Origin of the sequence: Rhizocola hellebori, from assembly GCF_016862955.1 — a bacterium.
GTDB lineage: Bacteria > Actinomycetota > Actinomycetes > Mycobacteriales > Micromonosporaceae > Rhizocola > Rhizocola hellebori.
The window spans coordinates 109193-131132 of sequence record NZ_BONY01000014.1; the positions used below are offsets into that span (position 1 = coordinate 109193).

17 protein-coding genes are annotated in these 21940 nt (G+C 67.6%); 10 read left to right on the forward strand and 7 right to left on the reverse strand.

The genetic code is table 11. The annotated features are described in order from the left end of the window. Positions 1 to 60: 60 nt before the first annotated feature. Genes Rhe02_RS13905 through Rhe02_RS13915 form a run of 3 tightly spaced genes read right to left on the reverse strand, consistent with a single transcriptional unit; the run spans position 61 to position 4224 of the window. Positions 61 to 1581, reverse strand: a complete 1521-nt coding sequence (locus Rhe02_RS13905; protein ID WP_203908599.1) for a glycoside hydrolase family 13 protein — start codon at positions 1579 to 1581, stop codon at positions 61 to 63. Then, the gene (locus tag Rhe02_RS13910) at positions 1578 to 3608 is read right to left on the reverse strand and encodes an alpha-galactosidase (RefSeq protein WP_203908600.1); all 2031 of its coding nucleotides are present in this window, start codon (positions 3606 to 3608) and stop codon (positions 1578 to 1580) included. Before Rhe02_RS13910 ends, Rhe02_RS13905 begins: the two co-directional genes overlap by 4 nt. Positions 3609 to 3621: 13 nt before the next feature. After that, positions 3622 to 4224 carry a TetR/AcrR family transcriptional regulator gene (locus Rhe02_RS13915; protein ID WP_203908601.1) on the reverse strand — a complete coding sequence of 201 codons (603 nt, stop codon included), beginning with the start codon at positions 4222 to 4224 and terminating at the stop codon, positions 3622 to 3624. A 67-nt stretch (positions 4225 to 4291) separates the two neighbouring features. Here Rhe02_RS13915 and Rhe02_RS13920 point away from each other — a divergent pair, with 67 nt between their 5' ends. From Rhe02_RS13920 to Rhe02_RS13960, 9 genes are all read left to right on the forward strand, one after another. Further along, positions 4292 to 5278 carry a CapA family protein gene (locus Rhe02_RS13920; protein ID WP_203908602.1) on the forward strand — a complete coding sequence of 329 codons (987 nt, stop codon included), beginning with the start codon at positions 4292 to 4294 and terminating at the stop codon, positions 5276 to 5278. Between the two features lie 54 nt (positions 5279 to 5332). Further along, positions 5333 to 6241, forward strand: a complete 909-nt coding sequence (locus Rhe02_RS13925) for a proteasome assembly chaperone family protein (protein ID WP_203908603.1) — start codon at positions 5333 to 5335, stop codon at positions 6239 to 6241. Next, positions 6238 to 7122 carry an AEC family transporter gene (locus tag Rhe02_RS13930; protein WP_203908604.1) on the forward strand — a complete coding sequence of 295 codons (885 nt, stop codon included), beginning with the start codon at positions 6238 to 6240 and terminating at the stop codon, positions 7120 to 7122. Before Rhe02_RS13925 ends, Rhe02_RS13930 begins: the two co-directional genes overlap by 4 nt. A gap of 69 nt (positions 7123 to 7191) precedes the next feature. Next, positions 7192 to 8400, forward strand: a complete 1209-nt coding sequence (locus Rhe02_RS13935; RefSeq protein WP_203908605.1) for a chymotrypsin family serine protease — start codon at positions 7192 to 7194, stop codon at positions 8398 to 8400. A gap of 56 nt (positions 8401 to 8456) precedes the next feature. Beyond that, positions 8457 to 9182, forward strand: coding sequence for a PASTA domain-containing protein (locus tag Rhe02_RS13940; RefSeq protein WP_203908606.1), 726 nt, complete (start codon positions 8457 to 8459; stop codon positions 9180 to 9182). 9 nt (positions 9183 to 9191) lie between these two features. Then, positions 9192 to 9920 carry a methyltransferase domain-containing protein gene (locus Rhe02_RS13945; protein ID WP_239123804.1) on the forward strand — a complete coding sequence of 243 codons (729 nt, stop codon included), beginning with the start codon at positions 9192 to 9194 and terminating at the stop codon, positions 9918 to 9920. Further along, a complete protein-coding gene (locus Rhe02_RS13950; RefSeq protein ID WP_203908607.1) occupies positions 9917 to 11044 on the forward strand; it encodes an alkaline phosphatase family protein in 1128 nt (375 codons plus the stop codon). Before Rhe02_RS13945 ends, Rhe02_RS13950 begins: the two co-directional genes overlap by 4 nt. Before the next feature lie 10 nt (positions 11045 to 11054). Then, positions 11055 to 12236 (forward strand): DNA polymerase IV, encoded by a 1182-nt coding sequence (locus Rhe02_RS13955; RefSeq protein WP_203908608.1) that lies wholly within the window; start codon positions 11055 to 11057, stop codon positions 12234 to 12236. A gap of 109 nt (positions 12237 to 12345) precedes the next feature. Next, a complete protein-coding gene (locus Rhe02_RS13960; protein WP_203908609.1) occupies positions 12346 to 12735 on the forward strand; it encodes an SCO2097 family morphological protein in 390 nt (129 codons plus the stop codon). Positions 12736 to 13264: 529 nt separating this feature from the next. On the opposite strand, the gene Rhe02_RS13965 is transcribed toward Rhe02_RS13960, so the two are convergent. The 3 genes from Rhe02_RS13965 to Rhe02_RS13975 are packed head-to-tail and all read right to left on the reverse strand — an operon-like array spanning position 13265 to position 18044. Then, entirely contained in the window at positions 13265 to 15727 is a 2463-nt protein-coding gene (locus Rhe02_RS13965) for a transglutaminase TgpA family protein (protein WP_203908610.1), read from the reverse strand. After that, positions 15724 to 17025, reverse strand: coding sequence for a DUF58 domain-containing protein (locus tag Rhe02_RS13970; protein WP_203908611.1), 1302 nt, complete (start codon positions 17023 to 17025; stop codon positions 15724 to 15726). The genes Rhe02_RS13965 and Rhe02_RS13970 overlap by 4 nt, the downstream gene beginning before the upstream one ends. Positions 17026 to 17036: 11 nt before the next feature. Then, positions 17037 to 18044 carry an AAA family ATPase gene (locus Rhe02_RS13975; RefSeq protein WP_239123813.1) on the reverse strand — a complete coding sequence of 336 codons (1008 nt, stop codon included), beginning with the start codon at positions 18042 to 18044 and terminating at the stop codon, positions 17037 to 17039. 350 nt (positions 18045 to 18394) lie between these two features. Here Rhe02_RS13975 and leuS point away from each other — a divergent pair, with 350 nt between their 5' ends. Beyond that, positions 18395 to 21223, forward strand: coding sequence for a leucine--tRNA ligase (gene leuS, locus Rhe02_RS13980; RefSeq protein ID WP_203908613.1), 2829 nt, complete (start codon positions 18395 to 18397; stop codon positions 21221 to 21223). A 115-nt stretch (positions 21224 to 21338) separates the two neighbouring features. Here the strand turns inward: leuS and Rhe02_RS13985 are convergent, their stop codons facing one another. After that, positions 21339 to 21866 carry a hypothetical protein gene (locus tag Rhe02_RS13985; RefSeq protein WP_203908614.1) on the reverse strand — a complete coding sequence of 176 codons (528 nt, stop codon included), beginning with the start codon at positions 21864 to 21866 and terminating at the stop codon, positions 21339 to 21341. Positions 21867 to 21940: the final 74 nt, after the last annotated feature.

Sequence of the window (21940 nt, forward strand, 5' to 3'; positions counted from 1 at the left end):
GTTTACTGCGCTGATACTGCCGCCGCGCGCCGCACTCTGTCAACCCGGTGACCGGTCGCTCTAACGGAGCCAAACTGCGGTGTCGGACGGCAGCGCGCCGCCCGGCAATGGCCCGCTGGCGAGCACGACCTCGGTGTGGGCGGGCAGGACGACCGGTTCGGTGCCGAAGTTGACGACACAGGTCACCTCTTCCCGCTGGAAGGCCAGCACGCCCGGCCCGAGATCGAGCCAGGCCAGACCTGAGCCGGTGGGGCGGTGCGCCAGGGCGGCACGGTAAAGCGAGAGCATCGAAGCCGGGTCGTCGGCTTGAGCCTGCGCGGTCATCGAGGCCCAAGCGGCGGGCTGGGGCAGCCACGGCTGAGTGGCGGCGGTGGGGGAGAAGCCGAAAGGTGGCTCGCTTCCCGACCACGGAAGCGGGATGCGGCAACCGTCGCGGCCGTAGTCGGTGTGCTCGGAGCGTGCCCAGCGCGGGTCCTGCCGCAGCGCGGGCGGGATGTCCTCGACCTCGGCCAGGCCCAGCTCCTCGCCCTGAAAGACGTAGGCGCAACCGGGCAGGCCCAGCAGGAGCAGGGCGGCCGCCCGCGCGCGGCGCGTGCCCAGATCGAGGTCGGCGTGCCAGCCCCCGGGCGGCATGATCCAGATGTGCCCCGAGTCGTCGCGGCCGTACCGGGTGACCGGCCGGACAACGTCGTGATTGGACAGAACCCAGGTCGGGGTGGCGCCGATGAGGTCATGGGTCTCCAGCGTGCCCGTGATCACCTCGCGGAACATGTCGCAGTCCCAGGCACACATGAGGAAGGCGAAATTGAAGCCGGTGTGCAGCTCATCGGGGCGCAGGTACTTGAGAAACTCGTCGCGCTCGGCCCACAGCTCGCCGACGAAGACCGGCTGCTGCGGGTAGGTGTCGGCCACCTTGCGCCACTCGCGGTAGATCTCGTGCACGCCATCCTGATTGGCCCAGCCGCCCAGCGCGTGGAGGTCCTTGACCAGGTGGTCGGCGACGTCGATGCGGAAGCCGTCGACGCCGCGATCGAGCCAGAACCGCAGCGTGGTCAGGAAATCCTCGCGCACCCGCGGGTGCTCCCAATTCCAGTCGGGCTGCTCGGCGGCGAACATGTGCAGGTACCACTGCCCGTCGGCGACCTGGGTCCAGGCGGAGCCGCCGAAGTGGGAGCTCCAGTCGTTGACCGGGGAGTCGAAGAACCAGAACAGCTCACGCTCGGGCGAGCCGCGGCCCGCGCGCAGGGCCTCTTGGAATGCGGGATGCTTGTCGGAGCAGTGATTGGGAACGATGTCCACGATCACGCGCATCCCGGCGGCGTGCGCCTCCTCGATGAAAGCGCTTGCTTCGTCGAGGGTGCCGAAGAGCGGATCGATGTTTCGGTAGTCGGCCACGTCGTAGCCGGCGTCGGCCATCGGCGAGGTGTACCAAGGGCTGAGCCAGACCGCGTTCACCCCGAGCTCGCGCAGATAGGGCAGACGGCTGCGCATACCGGCCAGATCGCCTATCCCGTCGTCGTTTCCGTCGGCGAAGCTGCGCGGATAGATCTGATAGATAACGGCGTTGTCGACCCAGGTCATGACGTGAACTCCAGCACGAGAACTTCTGCGGGTTTGAGGCGGGGCAGGGGCAGGCCCACGGTTTCCAGAGCGCGTCCAGTGATTGAGACAGCACCGTCGTGCTCAGGGCCGAGGACGGTAGCAACGTTATACCGCGCTTGCGGCAGCAGGCCGGGTATCCGCAACCGCATCGGCGTCTGCGGCAGGGCGCTGTCCAGCTGGGCGTAGCTGAACAGGGCGTGCGAGCCGTCCTGGGCCACCACGCCGTGCACCGACGCGGCCGGGTCGATCCCGTCGGGGGTCACCACGCGGCCGGTGTGCAGCAGGCCCCGGGTGCGCTTGTAAAGCTCGATCCAGTCGCGCACCACGGCAAGCTCGGCCGGGTCGAACCCGGTGAGGTCGGCCTCGATCCCCGCGTGGCCGAAAAGCGCTGTGGCACAACGGACCTCGATGCTGGTCGCCCGTTTGGTGATGTGCGCACGGGCCGGCCCGACATGGGCGCCGATCAGCTCCAGGGGCAGCAGGAGCCCTGTCCAGCGCTGGATCTGCTGGCGATCGATCGGGTCGTTGGTGTCGGAGGTCCAGACCCGGTCGGTGCGCTCCAGAATCCCGAGATCTATCCGGGCCCCGCCCGACGAGCAGCTCTCGATCTCCAGGCCGGGATGCCTGGCCCGCAACGCGTCGAAGAGGTGATAGGCGGCGTGGGTCTGCCGGTGCACCTGCGGCGCTTCCACCAGATCGCGGTTGTGGTCCCACTTGATGAAATCGATCCGGTATTCGGTGACCAGCGCGTCAAGGCGCGCCAGCAGATAGTCGTGCACCTCGGGCAGAGACAGGTCCAGGACGAGCTGGTTTCGGTGCAGGGCGGGCAACCTTCCCGGGTCGGCGAGCACCCAATCGGGATGGGCGCGAAACAGCTCAGAGTCGGGGTTGACCATCTCCGGCTCGAACCAGAGGCCGAACTGCATGCCCAGCGAGTGCACATGCGAAACCAGCGGGCCGAGGCCATCGGGCCATACGTCGGCGCTGACTTCCCAGTCGCCCAGGCCCGCCCGGTCGTCGCGGCGAGCCCCGAACCACCCGTCGTCGAGCACAAACCTTTCCACACCAACGGAAGCGGCCGCGTCGGCGAGCGCCTTGAGCTTGTCGAGCCGATGGTCGAAATACACGGCTTCCCACGTGTTGAGAACCACCGGCCGGGGCGTGCGCGGATGGGTGTCGCGGGCGCGCAGAAAGCGGTGGAAGCGGTCGCGGATGCCGTCGAGCCCGCATCCGGACCAGGCGAAGTAAACCGATGGCGTGCGGTAACTCGCGCCCGGGTCAAGCCGGATCTCGCCCGAGGAGAGCAGCTCCCCGCCGCCCAGCGCGCCCTGCGCATCCGGCAGCCGAACCGCGCTGTGCTCATGGTTGCCGCTCCACCCGACGTGCGCCGCCCAGACCTGCCCGGTGCGGTTGCGCAACTCGCCATCGGCTAGGCACAGCAGGGTCGTGCTGTCGTGACCGGTGCGGCCGCGGCGGCTTTCGCGCACGTGTGCGCCTAGGTGAAACGGGCGTTGCTGCGGCACGCGTTCCAGTGCCCAGCGACCGGTCATTTCCAGCAAATTCCAGGCTTCGTCGGGTACCGGAAGAAAGCAACCCAAAAAAGAAAGTGTCCAGATGCCGGGACCCGTGTTGGTCACCGCATAGTCGGCCCGGATCACGCCCTGGGCGCTGAGGGTCAGCTCGCAGACCACCTCGAGCCCGGCTTGCGGGTCGGCGGCCCGCACGGTCATCGCGTGCTCGGTGAACTCCACCGGCGTGGTGAGGCGAAGCCGCGGATGGGGAAAGCGCCCCTCACGATCTCCGGCCAGGGCGGGCCGCCCGGCCCAGCCCTCGTGCTGCAACGGCAACAGCGGGAGTGCGCTTGACCCGTATGGTCCCGGCGGCACAGGCCCGGGATCGGCGCCCCAGTGCACCAACCGAGGCAGTCTGTCCTCATTGGATAGTTGGACGGTGAGCCCCACCCCGTCGCGGGACAGTGTGTGAATTTGTTCGAATCCGTTGGACACGGTGCAAATATTGTCAGCTGAGATCAGCCAAGTCGAGGCCCACCTCGCGCGCGGCCGCGACCCGGATCCACTCGGCGGCCTGCCGCCGCGAGATCACCTTGTCATGGACCATGAGCTGGACGGCAAGCCCGTCGATCAGGCTGTTGATGCGCCAGGCCGCGCCGTGCGGATCCTCGCATTTGAAGGAGCCGTCGGCGACACCCGCCGCGATGACCTCGATCAGGCCTTCCTTCCACCGCAGGTCCATCCGGCGCGACACCTTCTCCAGCTCCGGCACGCGCAGCGCCTCGGACCAGCCATCGATCCACATCAGCCAGGAGTTCGACCTTCCCTGCGGTGCGAGCAGTTTGAGCAGCCGCTTGAGCTTGTCGACCGGGCCGACGCGCGCGTCGAGCACGGCCTGCAGCCGGCCCAGATCCTGCTCGGCCGCATAGCTGAACGCCTGTGTCATCAAGGCGTCTTTGGTGGAGAAGTGGTAGAAGACCAGTGCCTGGCTCACCCCGGCCGCCTTGGCCACGTCAGCGGTGCGGGTGTTGGCGAATCCGCGCTCGAGAATCACCTCCACCGCCGTGCGCAGCAGATCCTCCAAGCGCAGGTGGGCAGAACGTCTGGTCACGGGCCCACGTTAGACCATCGTGCGCTTTGGACTATTGATCGTCGTATTTCTGACGGCCTGCTCCCCGATGCCCGCTTCGACGACGGCTCCCGCGGCGCAACCCCCGCCCTCAACTTCGTCCGCGCCGCGCGACATCACGCTGGCTTTCGGGGGTGATGTCCACTTCTCCGGGCGCACGCTGAGCCTGCTGGACAATCCGCAGACCGCCTTCGGCAGGATCGGGCCCGTGCTCTCCCGCGCGGATCTGGCTTTCGTCAACCTGGAGACCGCGGTCACCGAGCGCGGCACGCCTGAGCCCAAGGAGTTCCACTTCCGCGCCCCGGCGTCGGCCTACGCCGCGGTCAAGGCGGCCGGGATCGATGCGGTGTCCATCGCCAACAACCACACCCTCGACTACGGCCAGACCGGCCTCGCCGACACGCTTGACTACGCTCGCCAGAGCGGGATCCCGGCCCTGGGCGGGGGCCCGGTCGAGCAGGCTTACCAGCCCTGGATCACCGAGGTGCGCGGAACCCGGATCGCGGTCGTCGCGCTGAGCCATGTCGACGAGCTTTGGCAGAGCTGGGAGGCGACGGACACCCGACCCGGGCTGGCCATGCTGCGCAACCCGTTGCGCGCCTTGGCGGCGGTGCGGCAGGCGCGGGCCCAGGCCGATGTCGTCGTGGTCATGCTGCACTGGGGTCCGGAGTACCAGGAGTGCCCGACCGCCGAGCTCAAAACGCTCGCCGCCCAGCTCATCGAGGCCGGGGCCGATCTGCTTGTCGGCGGCCACCAGCATCTGCTGCTGGGGGCGGGCTGGCAGGGCAAGGCCTACGTCGCCTACGGCATGGGCAACTTTCTCTGGTGGCGTAACGATGCGCTGAGCAACGACACCGGTGTGTTGTGGGTCACTATCCGGGACCGCAAAGTTGCCGCCGCGAGCCTGGTCCCCGCCTATATCGACCGCGCTACCGGCCAGCCCTACCCGGTGGACGGCGAAGCCGCGGCCCGAATAATGGAGGAGCAGAAACGCCTGCGAGCCTGTGCCGGCCTTGCGGAGCATCCGGGGAATTGATCTCATCCTCGCGGTGTTGCGACACAAGACGACACCCTGTCTGAGGAGATCATCGTGCTTGACCCGAAGGGGCTATTTGAGCTCACCGACCCCCGGCCGGATCTGGGGCGGCCGGTGCTTTTGCACGCACTGACCGGCTTCATCGATGCCGGGGCCGCCGGGCGGCTGGCTCGCCAGCACCTTCTTGAGTCGCTCAACTCGACGGTGATCGCCCGCTTCGACATCGACCAGCTTTTCGACTACCGCTCGCGCCGGCCGCTGATGCATTTCGCCGCCGACCACTGGGAGTCCTACGACGATCCCAAGCTCGAGCTGCACGCGTTGCGCGACGACGATGACACGCCCTTCCTCCTGCTCACCGGTCCCGAGCCCGATCTGCAATGGGAGAGGTTCATCGCGGCGGTCACCTCGATCGTGCGCGACCTCGATGTCCGGCTGGCCGTGGGCATCCACGCGATCCCGATGTCGGTGCCCCACACCAGGCCCACCGGCGTGACCGCCCACGGCACCCGTCCCGAGCTGATCGCCGGCTACGAGCCGTGGATAGCCAACGTTCAGGTGCCGGCGAGCATCACCAACCTGCTGGAATACCGGCTCGGTCAGCAGGGCCAAGACGCGATCGGCTTCGCCGCCCACGTTCCCCACTACCTGGCCGAAAGCGAGTACCCGCAAGCCGCCGAGCTGTTGCTGGCGTCGGTGTCGCGGGCGACCGGGCTGCTGCTTCCGGTGGAGGAGCTGCGCGAGGCCGGCGAGCGGGTGCGAGCCGAGGTCGAGCGGCAGCTCACCGACAACCAGCAGGCGAGCGCGGTCGTGCACGCGCTTGAGGAGCAATATGACGCGTTCATGCGGGGGCGCGGTGGCAACCTGTTAACCGAACCCACGCCGCTGCCGACCGCGGACGAGCTGGGCGCCGAGCTTGAGCGCTTCCTCGCCGAGCACCACCGCCGCGACCTCGGGGAGTGATCGCAGCTTTTGCTCCACTTTGGATACTCACGTTCCTGGGTTGGGCAGCTAACCGGTTTGGACTGCTGAATGCGTCAGTCGAGCGAGGACTGACGCATTTCGCGTTCACCTTCGCCATCCCCGCGGTCGTCTTCACCACCTTGGTGCGGCTGCCGCTGGGCGGGTTGCCCCTGGTGCCGCTCGCGGCCTATGCGCTCAGCGCGATCTTTCTCGGTCTTTCTGGGTACCTGATAATGCGCTGGCTTCGTCGTGATGAGCGCATCATCGCGGCCATGGCGAGCGCCTACGTCAACTCCGGAAACCTCGGCATCCCGGTCGCGATCTATGTCTTGGGCAGCGCGTCATTGATCGTTGGTGTGGTGGCGTTCCAGACCGTGCTCGTGACGCCGTTCATCGCCGCGCTGCTTGACAAGTCCGACAGGCGGTTGTGGACGTTGCCATTGCGGGTGCCGGTGGTGCTCGCGTCGGCTGCCGGAGTGGTCTTCACCCTGTCGGGCTGGACGCTTCCCGATGCCGTGCTGCGCCCTTTGGACCTGCTCGGTGACGCGGCCGTGCCCACCGCGCTTTTCGCCCTGGGCATGTCACTGCACCTGCCCCCGGGGGAACGGCTCACCCTCAAGCGACCCGAGCTCGGCGTCGTGATCCCGCTGAAGATTATCTTTCAGCCCCTGGTCGCCTATTTCGTGGCGCGCTACCTGTTCCGGCTCGACGACGCGCAGGTGCTCGCGGTGACCCTGTTCGCCGGGTTGCCGACCGCGCAGAACACCTACATCTACGCGACCGAGTACAAGGTGCCCAACGGCCTGTCCCGCGACGCGGTGGTGGTGAGCAGCGTCCTATCCCTTGGTACGCTTTCGATTATCCTGTGGCTGCTGGGCTAGTGTGCCGTCCGCTTTGGACCGCATCCATCGCCTTGTGTGGATCCGCCAAGGGGGGATAACCTCTCCGGCGTGATGAAAAGAACACTGACCGTATCCGGTCTTGCCGCTCTCTTGATCGTCATTTCAGCGGCTCCGGTATGGCCAGCTCAGGCACCGTCGAAGCTGTGCACAGCACCGGCGCCTGTCTCATCCGCTGAGCTCCCGGAAAATGCTGAGGCGCAGGCAGACCAGCGCAACCGGGCCGTCAACGACGAAGTCGAGGCCACCTTCGGCGTGGGCGCGATCAAGGAGCGCATCGCCGACCAGCTGCGCCGGGGACTGATCGGGGTGGTGGCCGACCCGATCACCGGGAACAGCACGGTGGTGGCCACCCCGGAGTTCCGTGCGGTGCGCGGCCTGACCACGGCCAAACTGATGATCGGCTGCCACCCGGCAGCCGCTCTGATCGACGCGGACGATGTGCTCGTCTCCCGCGCGTGGCACCCGCAGGCGGCACAGGCCACCTTCAGCTTCTCCTTGCACGCCAACGATTCCCGCTTCCACGTCTCGTTCGACCCGCGCTTCGCGGCGGCGGCCGCCGCGCTTTCGGCCGTGCTCGGCGATCGCGCGGTGGTGACCGTTTCCGAGACCGGGCGCACCGGCCGGCTCAACGACGGCGAGCCGCATTTCGGTGGCGCCGGGATACGCAACGGCTACAACTCCTCGCTTTCCAGCAACACGTGTACCGCTGGATTCACGGTGCGCCGCAACGCCGACGGCCAGCGCGGAGGGTTCACGGCCGGTCACTGCTTCGCCAACGGCAACATCCTCTACTCCAGCACCCAGCTCTGGGGCGAGGCGTGGGGCAAGGTCAACTTCCCGGCCTACGACATGATCGGGATCAAGTCCTGGAGCGAGACCTACGACAACGTGATCCACACCGACAACTGCTGCCCCGTCAAGCGCGACGTGATCGGCCGCGACCCGGCCGTGGTGGGGGACCTGGTCTGCTTCTCCGGCATGGTGAGCAAGGCCCTCTGCAGCATTCAGGTGACCTCGACCAACGGCTACTTCTGCGACCAGTACGGCTGCACCGGCGGCCTGATCGAAGCCATCCGCGGCGGTGGCGTGATCGTGCGCCCCGGTGACTCCGGCGCCCCCATCTACACCCGGTACGGCAGCAATTCCGCCCTCGCGACCGGCATGGTCATCGCCGCCGCGGGTGGCGGCACGATCGCCTACGGCGAGCACATCGGCGTGATCGAAAGCTATTTCAACGTTTCTGTGCTCACGTCGTGACACCCGCGTGAGGACCGGCATGAAACCCAACCGCTGTGCGCAGCGTCGGAGGCGGCATGAGGCGTAACCCGATTCGAGTCCTGGGCGCGGCCGCGCTCACCGTGCTGGCGATGGGGGCGTGTGCAAAGCAGCCGCCGCCGGTCGCGCCGGCCGCGGGGAACCTGCCGCTGGCCAGTCCCACCGCCGCCGCGGCTCGAACGACGGTGCCGCAGGTGGCCGCGTTGGGCGTGACCGAGGTCGACAAGCTTTTCGCCGAGGCCAAGCTCGTCCCGATCCTGCGCTACCACCCCGAGGTCCTCAGCGGCGAGGGCACCGTCGTCGGCACAGACCCCCCGGCCGGGGCCATCGTGCTCGCGGGCGACTCGGTGACCGTGCTGGTAGCCGGAGCGCCCGGCCCGACCCTGCAGGACTACGTCAACGCCCACCGCGAGACGTTTGTCGGGATAGCCGCGGACGCCAACGGCGTGCTGGTGGTGGGCATTCACCAGCAGGCAGATCTCGCCAGAGAGATCGAGACGCTGGCCCAGCTGGCCAACGGTTCCGCCTACCGGATCCAGACCTGTCCGCGAACGTTTACCGATCTGCAGCGCGTTCAGCTCGAGCTGGCGCGCCGCGACTTCGTGGCCGGGGCCGACAAGCTCAGCTTCGCGATGACGGTTGATCCGCTGGCGTGTGCCGTGCGGCTGACCATAGACATGTCCGAGCCCGATATCGCTCAGCTGACGGCCAGATATCAGGGCGCGCTGGTAATCCAGAAGGGCAGCGTGCGGCGCGGCGGGTAGTCTCGCGACGTGGAGCGAGTTGGTGTGCAGTCGCGCCAGGCAGGCCCCCGCACAGCGGTGATCTGGGCTGTGCTGCGAGCCGAGTTGGCAGCGCAGGGTGGTCGAAGCCTGAACGTGGTCGATGTCGGCGGTGGCACCGGCGGGTTCGCGGTGCCGCTGGCCGAGGCAGGGCATACGGTGACCGTCGTCGACCCGAGCCCCGACGCGCTGGCCGCGCTGTTGCGGCGCGCCGCCGACGCCGGGGTGGCCCAGCGGGTCTTCGGCCTGCAGGGCGACGCCGACTCGCTCGCCGACCTGATTCCGGCCGGGCAATCCGATCTGGTGCTGTGTCACGCGGTGCTCGAGGTCGTGGACGACCCGAGCGGGGTCAGCGCGGCGCTGGCACGGGTGCTGCGGCCGGGCGGTGCGGCCAGCGTGCTCGTGGCCAACCGGGCCGCGGCGGTGCTGTCGCGGGCGATCGCAGGCCAGTTCCGGCTCGCCGGCGAGTTGCTCGCTTTCCGGGAGCCACTCGGGTCCAAGCTGGGCCGGCGCTTCGACGCCGCCGAGGTCACCGCGCTGCTGGAGGCGCAAGGGCTTGCCGTGGAACAGGTTCACGGTGTTCGGGTGGTGTCTGATCTGGTACCGGGAGTGATAGCCGACGCGGATCCGGAGGCGCTCGCCGCGTTCGAGCTGGCCGCGTCCGCCGAGGCGCCCTATCGCGACTTCGCGACCCAGTTGCACCTGCTGGCGCGCAGATGAGGGCACCCAGCTACCCGGAAGGGACGATCGCCGACATCCTGCCCGGATGCCTCAAATGCCTTGGGGCGCAAGGGTTCTCCGACCGGCTCGGGCTGGCTCGCCAGCTGGAGGGGGTGCGGCGCATCGCCGTCCTGCTGGTGGACGGCATGGGCTGGCATCAGCTGCCGACCATGCGGCCCTTCGCACCCGGGCTGGTGGCGCTGCCGTCCCGGGCCATCACCAGCGGCTTCCCCTCGACGACGCCGACCAGCCTGGTCAGCCTCGCCACCGGGGCGTGGCCGGGCTCGCACGGGGTGCTGGCATTTACCAGCAACATTCCGGGGACGGACATCGTCCTGAACCACACCCAGTGGAAAGACGATCCCGACCCGTTGCTGTGGCAACCGGTCCCGCCGGTCTACGCCGAGGCGGCGCGCCAGGGCATCGACGTCACGGTCGTCAACCGCGCCGAGTATGTGGGCTCCGGCCTGACCGAAGTCACCACCCGCGGCGCGGTCTATGTCCCGGCCGACTCGTCCCAGGAGCTGGCCGACGGCATGGTCAAGGCTCTGCTGGGGGCCGACGGGCCCGCCCTGGTCTACGGCTATTACCCCAACCTCGACAAGATGGGCCACGCCTTCGGCTTGGAGTCGGAGCAGTGGGCCGACGCCGCCTCCAAAGTGGACAAAATCGTGGAACGCCTGGTGACCGCGCTGCCGCCCGATGCCGCGCTGGTCGTCACGGCCGACCACGGCCAGCTCGACATCCCGGCCGATCGCCGCATCGACATCGACGGTGATCCCCGGCTCGCCTATGGGGTAAGGGTTTTCGCGGGCGAGCCGCGGGTGCGCTACCTGCACGCCGAGCCGGGCGCGGCCGCGGACGTGCTCGCGGCCTGGCAGGAGCTGGTCGGCCACGCGGCCTGGATCGGGTCACGCGAGGAGGCGATCGCCACCGGCTGGTACGGGCCGATGGACCTGACCTTCGCGCAACGGATAGGCGACGTGGTGGTGGTGTGCCGCGACGATTGGGCAGTTCACGGCACGCGGCGCGAGCCGGCCACGATTGCGCGTCTCGTCGCCATGCACGGCTCCCTGACCGACGCCGAGCTCGACATCCCGCTGATTGTCGTAAGGGGCGAGTAGCTTCTGCGCTATGGAAGTGGACGCCGGCTGTCCCATCCTCCACGTGGACATGGATGCTTTCTATGCCTCGGTGGAGGTGCGGCGCCGCCCTGAGCTGCGCGGGAAACCGGTGGTGGTGGGCGGTGCAGGTCCGCGCGGGGTGGTGTCGTCGGCCAGTTACGAGGCACGCCGGTTCGGCATCCGCAGCGCGATGCCGGGCATGCAGGCGCGCGCCAAGTGCCCGCACGCCATCTTCCTCCCGGTCGACATGCGCGAATACATCAGCGCTTCGCGGCAGGTGATGGGCGTGTTCCGCGACGTGACCCCGCTGGTCGAGCCGCTCTCGGTCGATGAGGCCTTCCTTGATGTTTCAGGCGCTATGCGCCTTTTCGGGAGTCCTGCGAAGATCGCTGCCGACATTCGCGCGCGCATGGCCGACGAGCTGCGGCTGACCTGCTCGATCGGGGTGGCCCCCAACAAGTTCCTCGCAAAGCTCGGCTCCACCCGGGCCAAACCCGACGGCATGATCGTCATTCCGGTCGACAAGACGCTGGAGTTCCTGCACCCGCTGCCGGTCTCCGCCCTCTGGGGGGTAGGCGAACGCACCCAGGAGACGCTGCGCCGCTTGGGCCTGACCACCGTGGCCGACGTCGCCAACGCCTCCGTGAGCATGCTGCGCAGCGCCCTGGGCCAAGCCCTCGCCAGCCACCTGCACGAGCTGTCGTGGGCTCGTGACTCCCGGCGCGTCACCACCCATCGCGTGGAAAAGTCCATCGGGTCGGAAACCACCTTCGACGTCGACCAGAGCGACCCCGCCGTCCTGCGCCGCACCCTGCTGAGCCTCTCCCAGCAGGTGGCCAAACGGGCCCGCGAAGGCGCCGTCGCCGGGCGCACGATCGCCGTCAAGGTCCGCTTCGCGGACTTCCGGACGATCTCCCGATCGCGCACCCTTCCCTCGCCCACCGATGTGGCACAGGAGGTCTACCGGGTTGCTTGGGAGCTGTTCGAGCCCGCCCAAGCCGGTCAGCGCATCCGTCTGGCTGGGGTCAGACTGGAAGGACTCGTTGCCAGCGAAGGCTCCAGCCATCAGCTTGCCCTCGACGAGCCGGCCCACGGCTGGCGAGACGCCGAGGTCGCGGCCGACGCTGTCGCCGCGCGCTTTGGGAAAGGGGCGGTCGGCCCTGCCAGCCTTGTCAGGATTCGTCGGGGGTAGGTCGTGTCGTCCAGCTTTCGAACTGGCGTGCCCCCTCGTAGACTGACACGTAGCAGTTGTCCGACTGCTGTCCGTCTTAGAAAGAGTCAGTCTGCCGGGGAGGGGTGCCGTGCCGCTATCCGAGCACGAGCAGCGGCTGTTCGAGCAGATCGAACGCTCGCTGTCAGAGGACCCTAAGTTCGCCTCGGCGGTGCGCCAGAGCGATCCGAAGTTCCACGCCCGCCGCCGGTTGATACTGGCTGCCATCGTCATCCTCGCCGGGCTTGGATTGCTGGTCTACGGCACCGTCGTCAGCCAACCGCTGCTGGGGGTTGCCGGTTTCGTGGTCATGCTTGCTGCCGCCGCCTACGCGATGCTTTCGCAACGCCGGGCCGCGACTGCCGGCACCAAGGGACAGTTGCGATCCGTCGATGGCACAGCCAGCCGGCGCACCCGGCGCGGTCTTGGCATCATCGATCGCCTTGAAGGACGCTGGCGAGACCGCGGCGACTACTACTGAACCACCAAATTGGGCCGCTCAAGCGGCCCAATTGCTTTACCCCATCTCACCCCGCCGCCGCGCGCCGCTGGTAACTGCCACGCCGTCCCACGGGCTCCCACCGCGCCACCCCTAGTGGCACGCCCGCGCCCCCGCGCTGCTCGTAACCGCCAAGCCGCCCCCACGGCTCCCGCCGCGCCGCCGGAGGTGCGTTGCTCCTATGTCCAGGGTGGTTGTCGGCGAGTGTGTCCATCTCTGCATCACCTACCTGGCGCAGAGATGGACGTACTCGCGAAGAGTAGTTGTGCCTGGGAGAGCTTGGGGTGATCTAGCGTCTGCGGGTCGGCGGCGCAGCCGCCGGGGGGTGACCAAGCACGGGCGTGGCGTTGCCGCCCGGGAGGTGCGGCGAAAGACCACAACGGGCCGGCGCGAAAGCTATAGCAACAACAAAGTCGCCAAGAATGCCAGACCCATGCCGCCGGGCGGTGCAAGCAGAGAGCGGGCCGCCCGGCTCGTGGGAGCGGCGGGCGGCCCGGGGTGGTGCGTGTGGTTAGCCCCTTGCGGATAGGCGGCGGCGGGGCAGGATGGGGCGGACCACGCGGCGCATGGCCAGGCTGGCGTCTGAGGTCCTTCGGGACAGTTTCAGACCTAGCGATGTGGCGCGTGAACGCCAGCGGTAGACCACCGAGGGCGGCAGGAGAACGGCGACCAGGCGGACCCAGCGACCGGCCTGCGCGGCCAGGGCTTTGCGCACATCGGCTACCGCGCCCATGAGGCCGGTGGCGGCGATCGGGTGCTGCGAATAGCGAGCCCGTTCCTCGGCGTGGCCCAGCTGGCGGGTTACCCCGGCGGTGGCAGTGTCGAGGCCTTGTTCCCTGACCAGCCTTTCCGCTGTTGTTCGAGGGGTTTCCGCGGCGTCGATGATGAGCCGATAGTCGACCATGGTGTCGATGAGCTCGTCCCAGGCGGCATGTGCCTGGCTGCGGGCCGCATCGCTGTTCTCGGTGTCGACGATGGCCATTGTGTTCTCAGGCCCGCCCGCGACAGCAGCGACCGCTGTGGCCGTAGCCAGCTGGGTTCGCCGTCGGCGCAGGGATTGACGCCGGATGGCTGGCATGATCAGCAGGATCAGCAGCAGCCCGGCACCGCCCAGGGACCACCAAACCCAAGGCGGGGTTGGGGTCTGGCTGGAGCTACCGTCGGTGCCGCACTCCGGGCAGTCGTCGTTGCCGGGGAGGAACTTGTCGTCACCGGGCTCCGTGGTGCTGCCCGGGTTGGCGGTGGCGGGGGCGCCGGTGGACGGGTTTTCCGGGGGAGCATCCACGTTCGGGGCCCAGGACGAGTTGACCGCTCCGGCGATGGAAGCGCTTGGGGTGGCGTCGAACGGCACCCACCCGAAGCCTTCGAAGTAGACCTCTGTCCACGCATGCAGGTTGCGGTTGGTCAGGACGTAGTTGCCGCCGGTGTAGTTGCTGCCCTTGGTGAAGCCGAACGCCACCCGTGACGGGATCTTCGCGACCCGCAGCATCCAGGCCAGCGCCGCAGCGTACTGCTGGCAGAACCCGCGCTTCACGTCGAGGAAGTTCAGGATCTTCTGGCCGTTGGTGCCCTCGGGAACCGTCAGGTCGTAGGCGAACCCGTTCTTCTGCGAGAAGTAGTCGTAAAGCGCCCGCACCTGGTCGTAGACGGTGGGTTTGCCGTCGATGAGACCGTTGACCAGCTCCTGGATCTCTTCCAGCTCCACCGGCACCCGGGTCATGTTGCGCTGGATCTGGTTGCTGAGGGGCAGCGGCCGGGCCGTGCGCAGCGCGTCCGGACTGTATTCGGCGTGAATGAAGTCGAACTCGAACTTCTTGCCGGCCGAGCGTGACCGCACCGAGTAGAAGATCTGCTGGTCGACGTCGTAGTTCCAAGAAGCGTCAAGGCCCTTGGTGGAGATGGGCGACGCGTAGACCGGAACCATCGGCATGTCGAAGTTCTTGGAAACCTCGACCTTGGCGTTGTAGCGCTGGCCGGTGATGCCGGGGCCTTGCAGCCCAATGGGCCGGGGCAGATCGGCGCCAACCGGTTTCCCGCTCGGGGCACGGTTGCGGAATCCGTCGAGCTGGATGTCGTCGGCCGTGCCGAAGCGCATGTAGAACGGCGAAGGGTCGTTGGTGGTGACCTTGACCAGCTCGCGGATCTGGGTCTGGTTCAGCTCGCCGTAAAGGTGGGCGAAGAGGTTCACCGAGCCGCTACCCGGGCCTTGCCCGTTGCCTGGGCCGCCTGACCCGGTTGCGCCGAAGCGGGAGAAGAAGCCCTCGGTCATGCCCGGGATGACGATCGGCAGCAGCACGGCCACCACGACGCCGAAGGCGGCGAGCCGCCGGCCGGCGGCAGCCAGCGGGGACGGCTCCCAAAGGTCGACGCCCCGGCCTTCGCCGGTGAACCGGCGACCGAACCGGCGCACCTTGTCGACGTTGTCGGTCACGAGCAGCCACAGGAAACCGATCGCCCCGATCACGAACGGGATGGGGGAGACCGACTCGGCGTAGACCGCCACCGGTACCGAATAGATGGCAAGCATCGGCAACCCGGCGAGGGCGGGGCGGCGGACACCGACCGCGAACACGTCGACCAGGATGGCGACCAGGCCGATCCCGAGGATCGTGATGAACAGCAGGCTGTCGATGTCGGGGGCGGGCACGTACGCGGTGCGCACGTCCTCACCGGACTTGAGGAACAGCTCCCGGAAGTGGGAGAACGTCGACGGGGTCGGGATCAGGCCGAGGATTCCGGTGCCCTGACTGAAGAACATGGTCACGGCGACGAGCAGGCCACCGACCATGGCGAGCACCTGTGTCCAAAGCCGCCCCCGCAGCGACCGGGCGCCCCAGGCGGCCCCCGAGATCAGGGCGATCGTGATGATCGCCTGGAAGAGCCAGTTCAGGCTGTCGAAGATCATCGAGATCGGGGCCGCGGCGAGCAGCGTCGCCGCGGCGGCGACCAGCGTCAGGTGGCGCTTGGAGGTCATCGGCCGCCTCCCATGGTGACGGTTTCGGCCATGGCGGCCCGCAGCGCGAAGCCTTGCTGGCCCCGCGCGGCCTGGGGCCACAGGGATGGAAGCAGATCGCCGTGCTTGACCCCCACCACGCGCCAGCCGCTTTGCAGCAGGCCCAGTGCGGCGGCCGCATGCTCACGCTCGGCCTCGGCTTTCACCTCGGCCGGTACGTTGAGCCAGCTCTGCGAATCCATGAGGAAGGCGATGCAGGTGGTGCCACTGGTGCGCAGCGCCGCCAGCTGTGCCGCCTCGGCGGTCGAAAGCAGGCCGAGCACCGCGATGATCAGCCCGCCGTCGGCGCGACGGCGAACCTGCTCGATCAGGGTGGTGATGTCGCCTCGGCCGGAGGCCTTGACCTCCGCCAGGTGGTCGAGCAGCAGCCCGTCGCCGGTGCTCTCGTTGGCGTCCAGGTCGGCACCGGCCTCGGTGACCAGCCGCAACCTGTACCCGGCCTGTCGCAAGTGGACAGAGACGCTGGCCGCGGCCGCGACCGCCCACTCGAACGAGCCGGTGGGGCCCTCGCCGCGGTGCGCGAAAGCGCGCGTGTCGAGCAGGACGGTGGCCCGGCTTTCCCACGGCTGCTCCTCGCGGCGCACCATCAGCTCGCCCACCCGAGCGGTCGACCGCCAGTGCACGCGCCGCAGATCGTCACCGCGCCGGTATTCGCGGGTGGCCGCATCGTCCTCGCCGTGCACCGCCACCGAGCGGGCGCGGCTGTCGCCCGTGCCGGCGTATTCGCCGGCGAGGCGGACCAGCTGCAGCGGGGTCACCTGCGGGATCACGGTGAGCCTGTCGGAGCTGGGGAAGGATCGGGTCATCTCGCACAGCCCGAACGGATCGGTCATCCGCAGCGTGAGCGGGCCGACCTGGTAGCGCCCGCGCAGCTCGGCCCGGACCGTGTACGCGACCGATGAGGCCTGCTGCGACCCGAGCCGGTCAAGCACCAGCCGGGGACGGCTGCCGAGCGCATACGGCAGCTTGTCCTCCAGCAGCAGCGTGCCGGTGGGCAGGCGGGACATGTTCTGCAGGCGCAGCAGCACCCGCGCGTTGCCGCCCGCCTGAACCCGGTAGGGGTCAAGGCTGCGCGTGCACGCCAGCCTGTACCGGGAACGCCCGACATAGAAGGCGGCGAGCAAGGGCAACGCCAGCAAAAGCACGGCCACCCGAAGCAGGTCCTTCTCGCCGAGGATCAGCGCCGAGAAGACGGCGGCGAGCCCGGCGGCGAGGAAGCTGCGCCCCCGCGTCGTCAGCCCGCGCAATGCCTCACGCATAGGTCACACGCCTACTTCTGCCGGTCGTAGAAAGAGCTCGGCGGGGCGGGCGGCCGGGTGTCGTAGGGCGAGCGCCGGTCGTGCGGCACCGGGAGCCGATGCACCAGCTCGGCGAGGATCGCGTCGGTGGTGCGCCGGGCGAGCTGGGCGTCGGCGGTCGGGATGATGCGGTGTGCCATCACCGGAACCGCGAGCTTCTGCAGGTCGTCGGGGACGACATAGTCGCGCCCGTCGAGCGCGGCGACCGCCTTGGAGGTGCGGATCAGCTGCAGCGTCGACCGCGGGGACGCGCCAAGGCGCAGCTCGGGGGCTTCCCGGGTGGCGGTGACGAGGTCGACCGCATATTGCTTGACCGCGGCGGCCACGTGGACGTTGCGAACCGTGGCGATGCACCGGCGTACTGCCGTGCCATCGGTGACCGCGACGAGATCCTCCAGCGGATCGTGGGATTGGTGCCCATCGAGCATGGCCAATTCGGCGCGCTCATCGGGGTAACCCATCGCGATGCGAGCGGTAAAGCGGTCACGCTGCGCTTCCGGGAGGGGGTAGGTGCCCTCCATCTCGATCGGGTTCTGGGTCGCGATCACCATGAACGGGGTCTGCAGAATGTAGGTCTCGCCATCGACGGTGACCTGGTGCTCCTCCATACATTCGAGAAGCGCCGATTGTGTCTTCGGCGAGGCCCGGTTGATTTCGTCGCCGACCACCAGGTTGGCGAAAACCGCGCCCGGCTTGAACTCGAACTCGCGGGTTTCCTGGTTGTAGACGCTGACGCCCGTGACGTCGCTGGGCAGCAGGTCAGGCGTGAATTGGATCCGGCGCACCGAGCAGTCGATGGAGCGGGCGAGTGCCTTGGCCAGTTTCGTCTTTCCGACACCGGGAACATCTTCGATAAGCAGATGTCCCTCAGCGAGCAGGACCGCGAGGGCCAGCTGCACGGTGGCGGTTTTGCCCTCGATTACCTGCTCAATGTTGGCCACGATGGCGTTGGTGGTTTCCCGGAACTCGTCTGCCGGCATCGGCTCGCCGAGGTCGGTCCCACTGCGTTGCGTGGTCGTCACGCCCGCCTCCCTAGTTTTCGTCATGCGTTCGGCGACAGAACGCGCTACCCCTATCCAGAGGTTGCACCTTGGTCAGTTTCTCGTTCCCTTGGAGTCTTCCCCAGCGCTCTCAGTTCCGGCAATGCACCAGCGGCGTGGAATGGGAAGTGACGCTGTCTGAGCGCACGAGGTACTATGCGGACATGGCTCAGGGCTTCCTGCTCCTTAGTGAGCCGTGCTGACGCGATCCGACGCGTGAGCACGGCAACCCCTTCTGCGTTCGCACAAGGGGATTTTTTATGCCTTCTCTCAGACAAAGGATAAGAATCATGAACGAGCAGGTAGACACCCCGAAGTTCCGCTACAACGCGGCGCTGGCCTGCAAGATCGAGGCTCAATGGCAGGACTATTGGCAGGAGCATGGCACCTTCCACGCTCCCAATCCGGTCGGTGACCTGGCCGATCCCAAGCACCCGCGCTCGGGCGCGCCGAAGCAGTTTGTGTTGGACATGTTCCCCTACCCCTCCGGATCGGGCCTGCACGTAGGTCACCCCCTGGGGTTTATTGGGACCGATGTCTTCGCGCGGTTCCAGCGTATGGCGGGCTTTAACGTTCTGCACACCATGGGCTTCGACGCCTTCGGGCTGCCGGCCGAGCAATACGCTGTTCAGACCGGAACCCACCCAAGAACAACGACCGAAGAGAATATTTTGCGGTACCGGGCACAGCTGCGCATGCTGGGCCTGGGTCACGACGACCGGCGTTCGGTGGCGACCATCGATGTCGACTATTACCGGTGGACACAATGGATCTTCCTGCAGATCTTCAACTCGTGGTTTGATCCGTCGGTCAACAAGGCCCGCCCGATCGCCGAGCTGGAGGCCCAGCTGGCCCACCTGCCGGCCGCGGAGCGCAACAAGATAGTCGACGAACATCGGCTGGCCTATATCTCCGAGGCCCCGGTCAACTGGTGCCCGGGTCTGGGGACGGTACTGGCCAATGAGGAGATCACCGCCGACGGCCGAAGCGAACGCGGCAACTTCCCGGTGTTCAAGCGCAACCTGAAGCAGTGGATGATGCGCATCACCGCGTACGCCGACCGGCTGATCGACGATCTGGACGACGTGCAGTGGCCCGAGCCGATCAAGCTGATGCAGCGCAACTGGATCGGCCGCTCCACCGGCGCCTTCATCGACTTCGCCGTGGGCGAGGAGTCAGACCAGGACCTCACCCGTCGGCCCGCCAACATCGCGGAGCCTCCAAGGGAGAGCTCCAAGTCTGCAATAAAGGTCTTCACCACCCGGCCCGACACCGTTTACGGGGCCACCTACATGGTGCTGGCGCCCGAGCACGAACTGGTCGACAAGCTGGTTCCGGCCGGGTGGCCTGCTGGTACCCACGGAAAATGGACGACGGGTCACAGCAGCCCGGCTGAAGCGGTTGCGGCGTATAGGCTGTTCACGGCGAGCAAGTCCGAAGTGGAGCGTCAGGCCGACGCCAAGGAGAAGACAGGCGTCTTCATCGGCGCCTACGCCACCAACCCGGCCAACGGGGCGCAGATCCCCATCTTCATCGCCGACTACGTGCTGGCCGGCTACGGCACGGGTGCGATCATGGCCGTCCCGGGTCAGGACGAACGCGACTGGGAGTTCGCCGAGATCTTCGAGCTGCCCATCATCCGCACCGTTGAGCCACCCGCGGGCTGGGAAGGCAAGGCGTTCACCGGCGAAGGCCCGGCCATCAACTCCGGCATGCTGGATGGCCTGGGCGTGGCCGAGGCCAAGGCGAAAATCATCGACTGGCTGGAGTCGGCGAAGAGTGGCGAGGGGGCCGTCACCTATCGTCTGCGCGACTGGCTGTTCAGCCGCCAGCGCTACTGGGGTGAGCCGTTCCCGATCGTCTACGACGAGTCCGGCCGCGCGATCGCGCTGCCCGACTCGATGCTGCCGGTCGAGCTGCCCGAGGTGGCCGACTTCTCGCCCAAGACCTTCGCCGATGACGACGCCGGCTCGTCGCCGGAGACGCCGCTGTCACGCGCCACCGAATGGGTCCACGTGACGCTGGACCTGGGCGACGGGCCTCGCCAGTACACGCGCGAGACCAATGTGATGCCGCAGTGGGCGGGCTCGTGCTGGTACCAGATGCGATACGCGGATCCGTCCAATGACAAGGCGTTCATCGATCCCGCCAACGAGGCCTACTGGGTCGGGCCGCGCGAGGGCCAGCAGTCCGGCGGTGTTGACCTGTACGTCGGCGGCGTCGAGCATGCCGTGCTGCACCTGCTGTATGCCCGCTTCTGGCACAAAATCCTGTTCGACCTGGGCTACGTCTCCTCGTTCGAGCCCTACCACCGACTGTTCAACCAGGGTTACATCCAGGCCTACGCCTACACCGACGAGCGCGGGGCCTACGTTCCCGCCGAGGAGGTCGTGGAGGAGCAGCCCGGCGTGTATGTCTGGAATGGACAGAAGGTCGACCGCGAGTACGGCAAGATGGGTAAGTCGCTGCGCAACGTCGTCACTCCCGACGAGATGTGTGAGCGCTACGGCGCCGACACGTTCCGCGTCTACGAGATGTCGATGGGCCCGCTGGAGGTCTCCCGCCCCTGGGAGACCCGCGCAGTCGTTGGCGCGCAGCGCTTCCTGCAGCGGGTGTGGCGCGCCATCGTCGACGAGACCACCGGTGCGGCAACCGTCGTGGACACCCCGGCCGACGACGCGACCCGGCGGGCGCTGCACAAGGCGATCGCCGGAATCCGCGAGGACATGTTCGGCCTGCGGTTCAACACGGCCATCGCCAAACTGATCGAGCTGACCAACGCGCTGACCAAGCTGCCCGCCACCCCCCGCGAGGTGGCCGAACCGCTGGTGGTCATGCTGTCCCCGCTGGCCCCGCACATCGCCGAGGAGCTGTGGCGCAAACTGGGCCACGACGAAACGGTGACCTACCAAGACTTCCCGGTAGCCGACCCGGCCCTGCTGGTCGAGGAGACAGTCACCTATCCGGTACAGGTCAACGGAAAAGTCCGCGCCCGGGTCTCCGTCGCCGCCGACGCCGACGAGGAAACGGTGCGCACGGCAGCCCTGGCCGAGGTGAACGTCGCCAACCCCAAGAAGGTCATCGTCATCCCCGGCAAGCTAGTCTCCGTAGTAGCGTAAGCCTATTGCGTGCCGCCGCTGGCGGGGTGTAACCTGAACTCCGTCAGCGGCACTAGCCACTGAAAGTGAACCCGGCAGGGCCTACCGGACGGATGGCCTCCGGGTTTCGCGCTTTCTAGACCTGGCGCATCTCCGCGACTAGCGCCTTAACCCTGACCCGCCAATGGCCGCCCTTGGCCCAGCACCAAGCTATGGCATCCGGGATCGCCAGCAGTGCCTCCTCATGCGCTCGAACATGCTCATACGTCACACAGTCGAGCAGACCGTGGCGCTCGATCTCCCGCCGCAGGATCCTGCGGTCCGCCTCCACCTGCGACTCGTCGCGCTCCAACACAATTCTGCTCACCCGCCGCCCGATGTGGTCCTGAATCAGCGCGTGCAAACACCTGCCCCTAGCCGCATTCTCGTGGATCGCGCCGCTCGCCTCGATGAGTACTACCTCAAGCGGGAGTTCCGCGATCGTCGTCACAATCTGCGACTTGCGGCTGTCCCGCTCGCTATAGAAGTGAATTCGGCGTTGGCCAGGCATGACCAGTGCGGCGATGGCGCGGCGTGCCTTGGCCAGCTGGGCCGGGGCGATGAGAGCGGCGGCAAGGAGGTAGGAGTTTCGTTTGGACTCGTCGATGAATGAGTGAACGGGCACCATATGTCCTTGTACGACTGTGGGGTTAGGACACTCGTACCATACTGGTTGACTAAGACATTGCTGTGGCGGGG

Coding starts and splice junctions, on each gene's coding strand:
- Rhe02_RS13920 (WP_203908602.1), top strand. CDS start 4,292: ATGCCCGCTTCGACGACGGCTCCCGCGGCGCAACCCCCGCCCTCAACT.
- Rhe02_RS13905 (WP_203908599.1), bottom strand. CDS start 1,581: ATGACCTGGGTCGACAACGCCGTTATCTATCAGATCTATCCGCGCAGC.
- Rhe02_RS13965 (WP_203908610.1), bottom strand. CDS start 15,727: ATGACCTCCAAGCGCCACCTGACGCTGGTCGCCGCCGCGGCGACGCTG.
- leuS (WP_203908613.1), top strand. CDS start 18,395: ATGAACGAGCAGGTAGACACCCCGAAGTTCCGCTACAACGCGGCGCTG.
- Rhe02_RS13975 (WP_239123813.1), bottom strand. CDS start 18,044: ATGCCGGCAGACGAGTTCCGGGAAACCACCAACGCCATCGTGGCCAAC.
- Rhe02_RS13950 (WP_203908607.1), top strand. CDS start 9,917: ATGAGGGCACCCAGCTACCCGGAAGGGACGATCGCCGACATCCTGCCC.
- Rhe02_RS13955 (WP_203908608.1), top strand. CDS start 11,055: ATGGAAGTGGACGCCGGCTGTCCCATCCTCCACGTGGACATGGATGCT.
- Rhe02_RS13970 (WP_203908611.1), bottom strand. CDS start 17,025: ATGCGTGAGGCATTGCGCGGGCTGACGACGCGGGGGCGCAGCTTCCTC.
- Rhe02_RS13940 (WP_203908606.1), top strand. CDS start 8,457: ATGAGGCGTAACCCGATTCGAGTCCTGGGCGCGGCCGCGCTCACCGTG.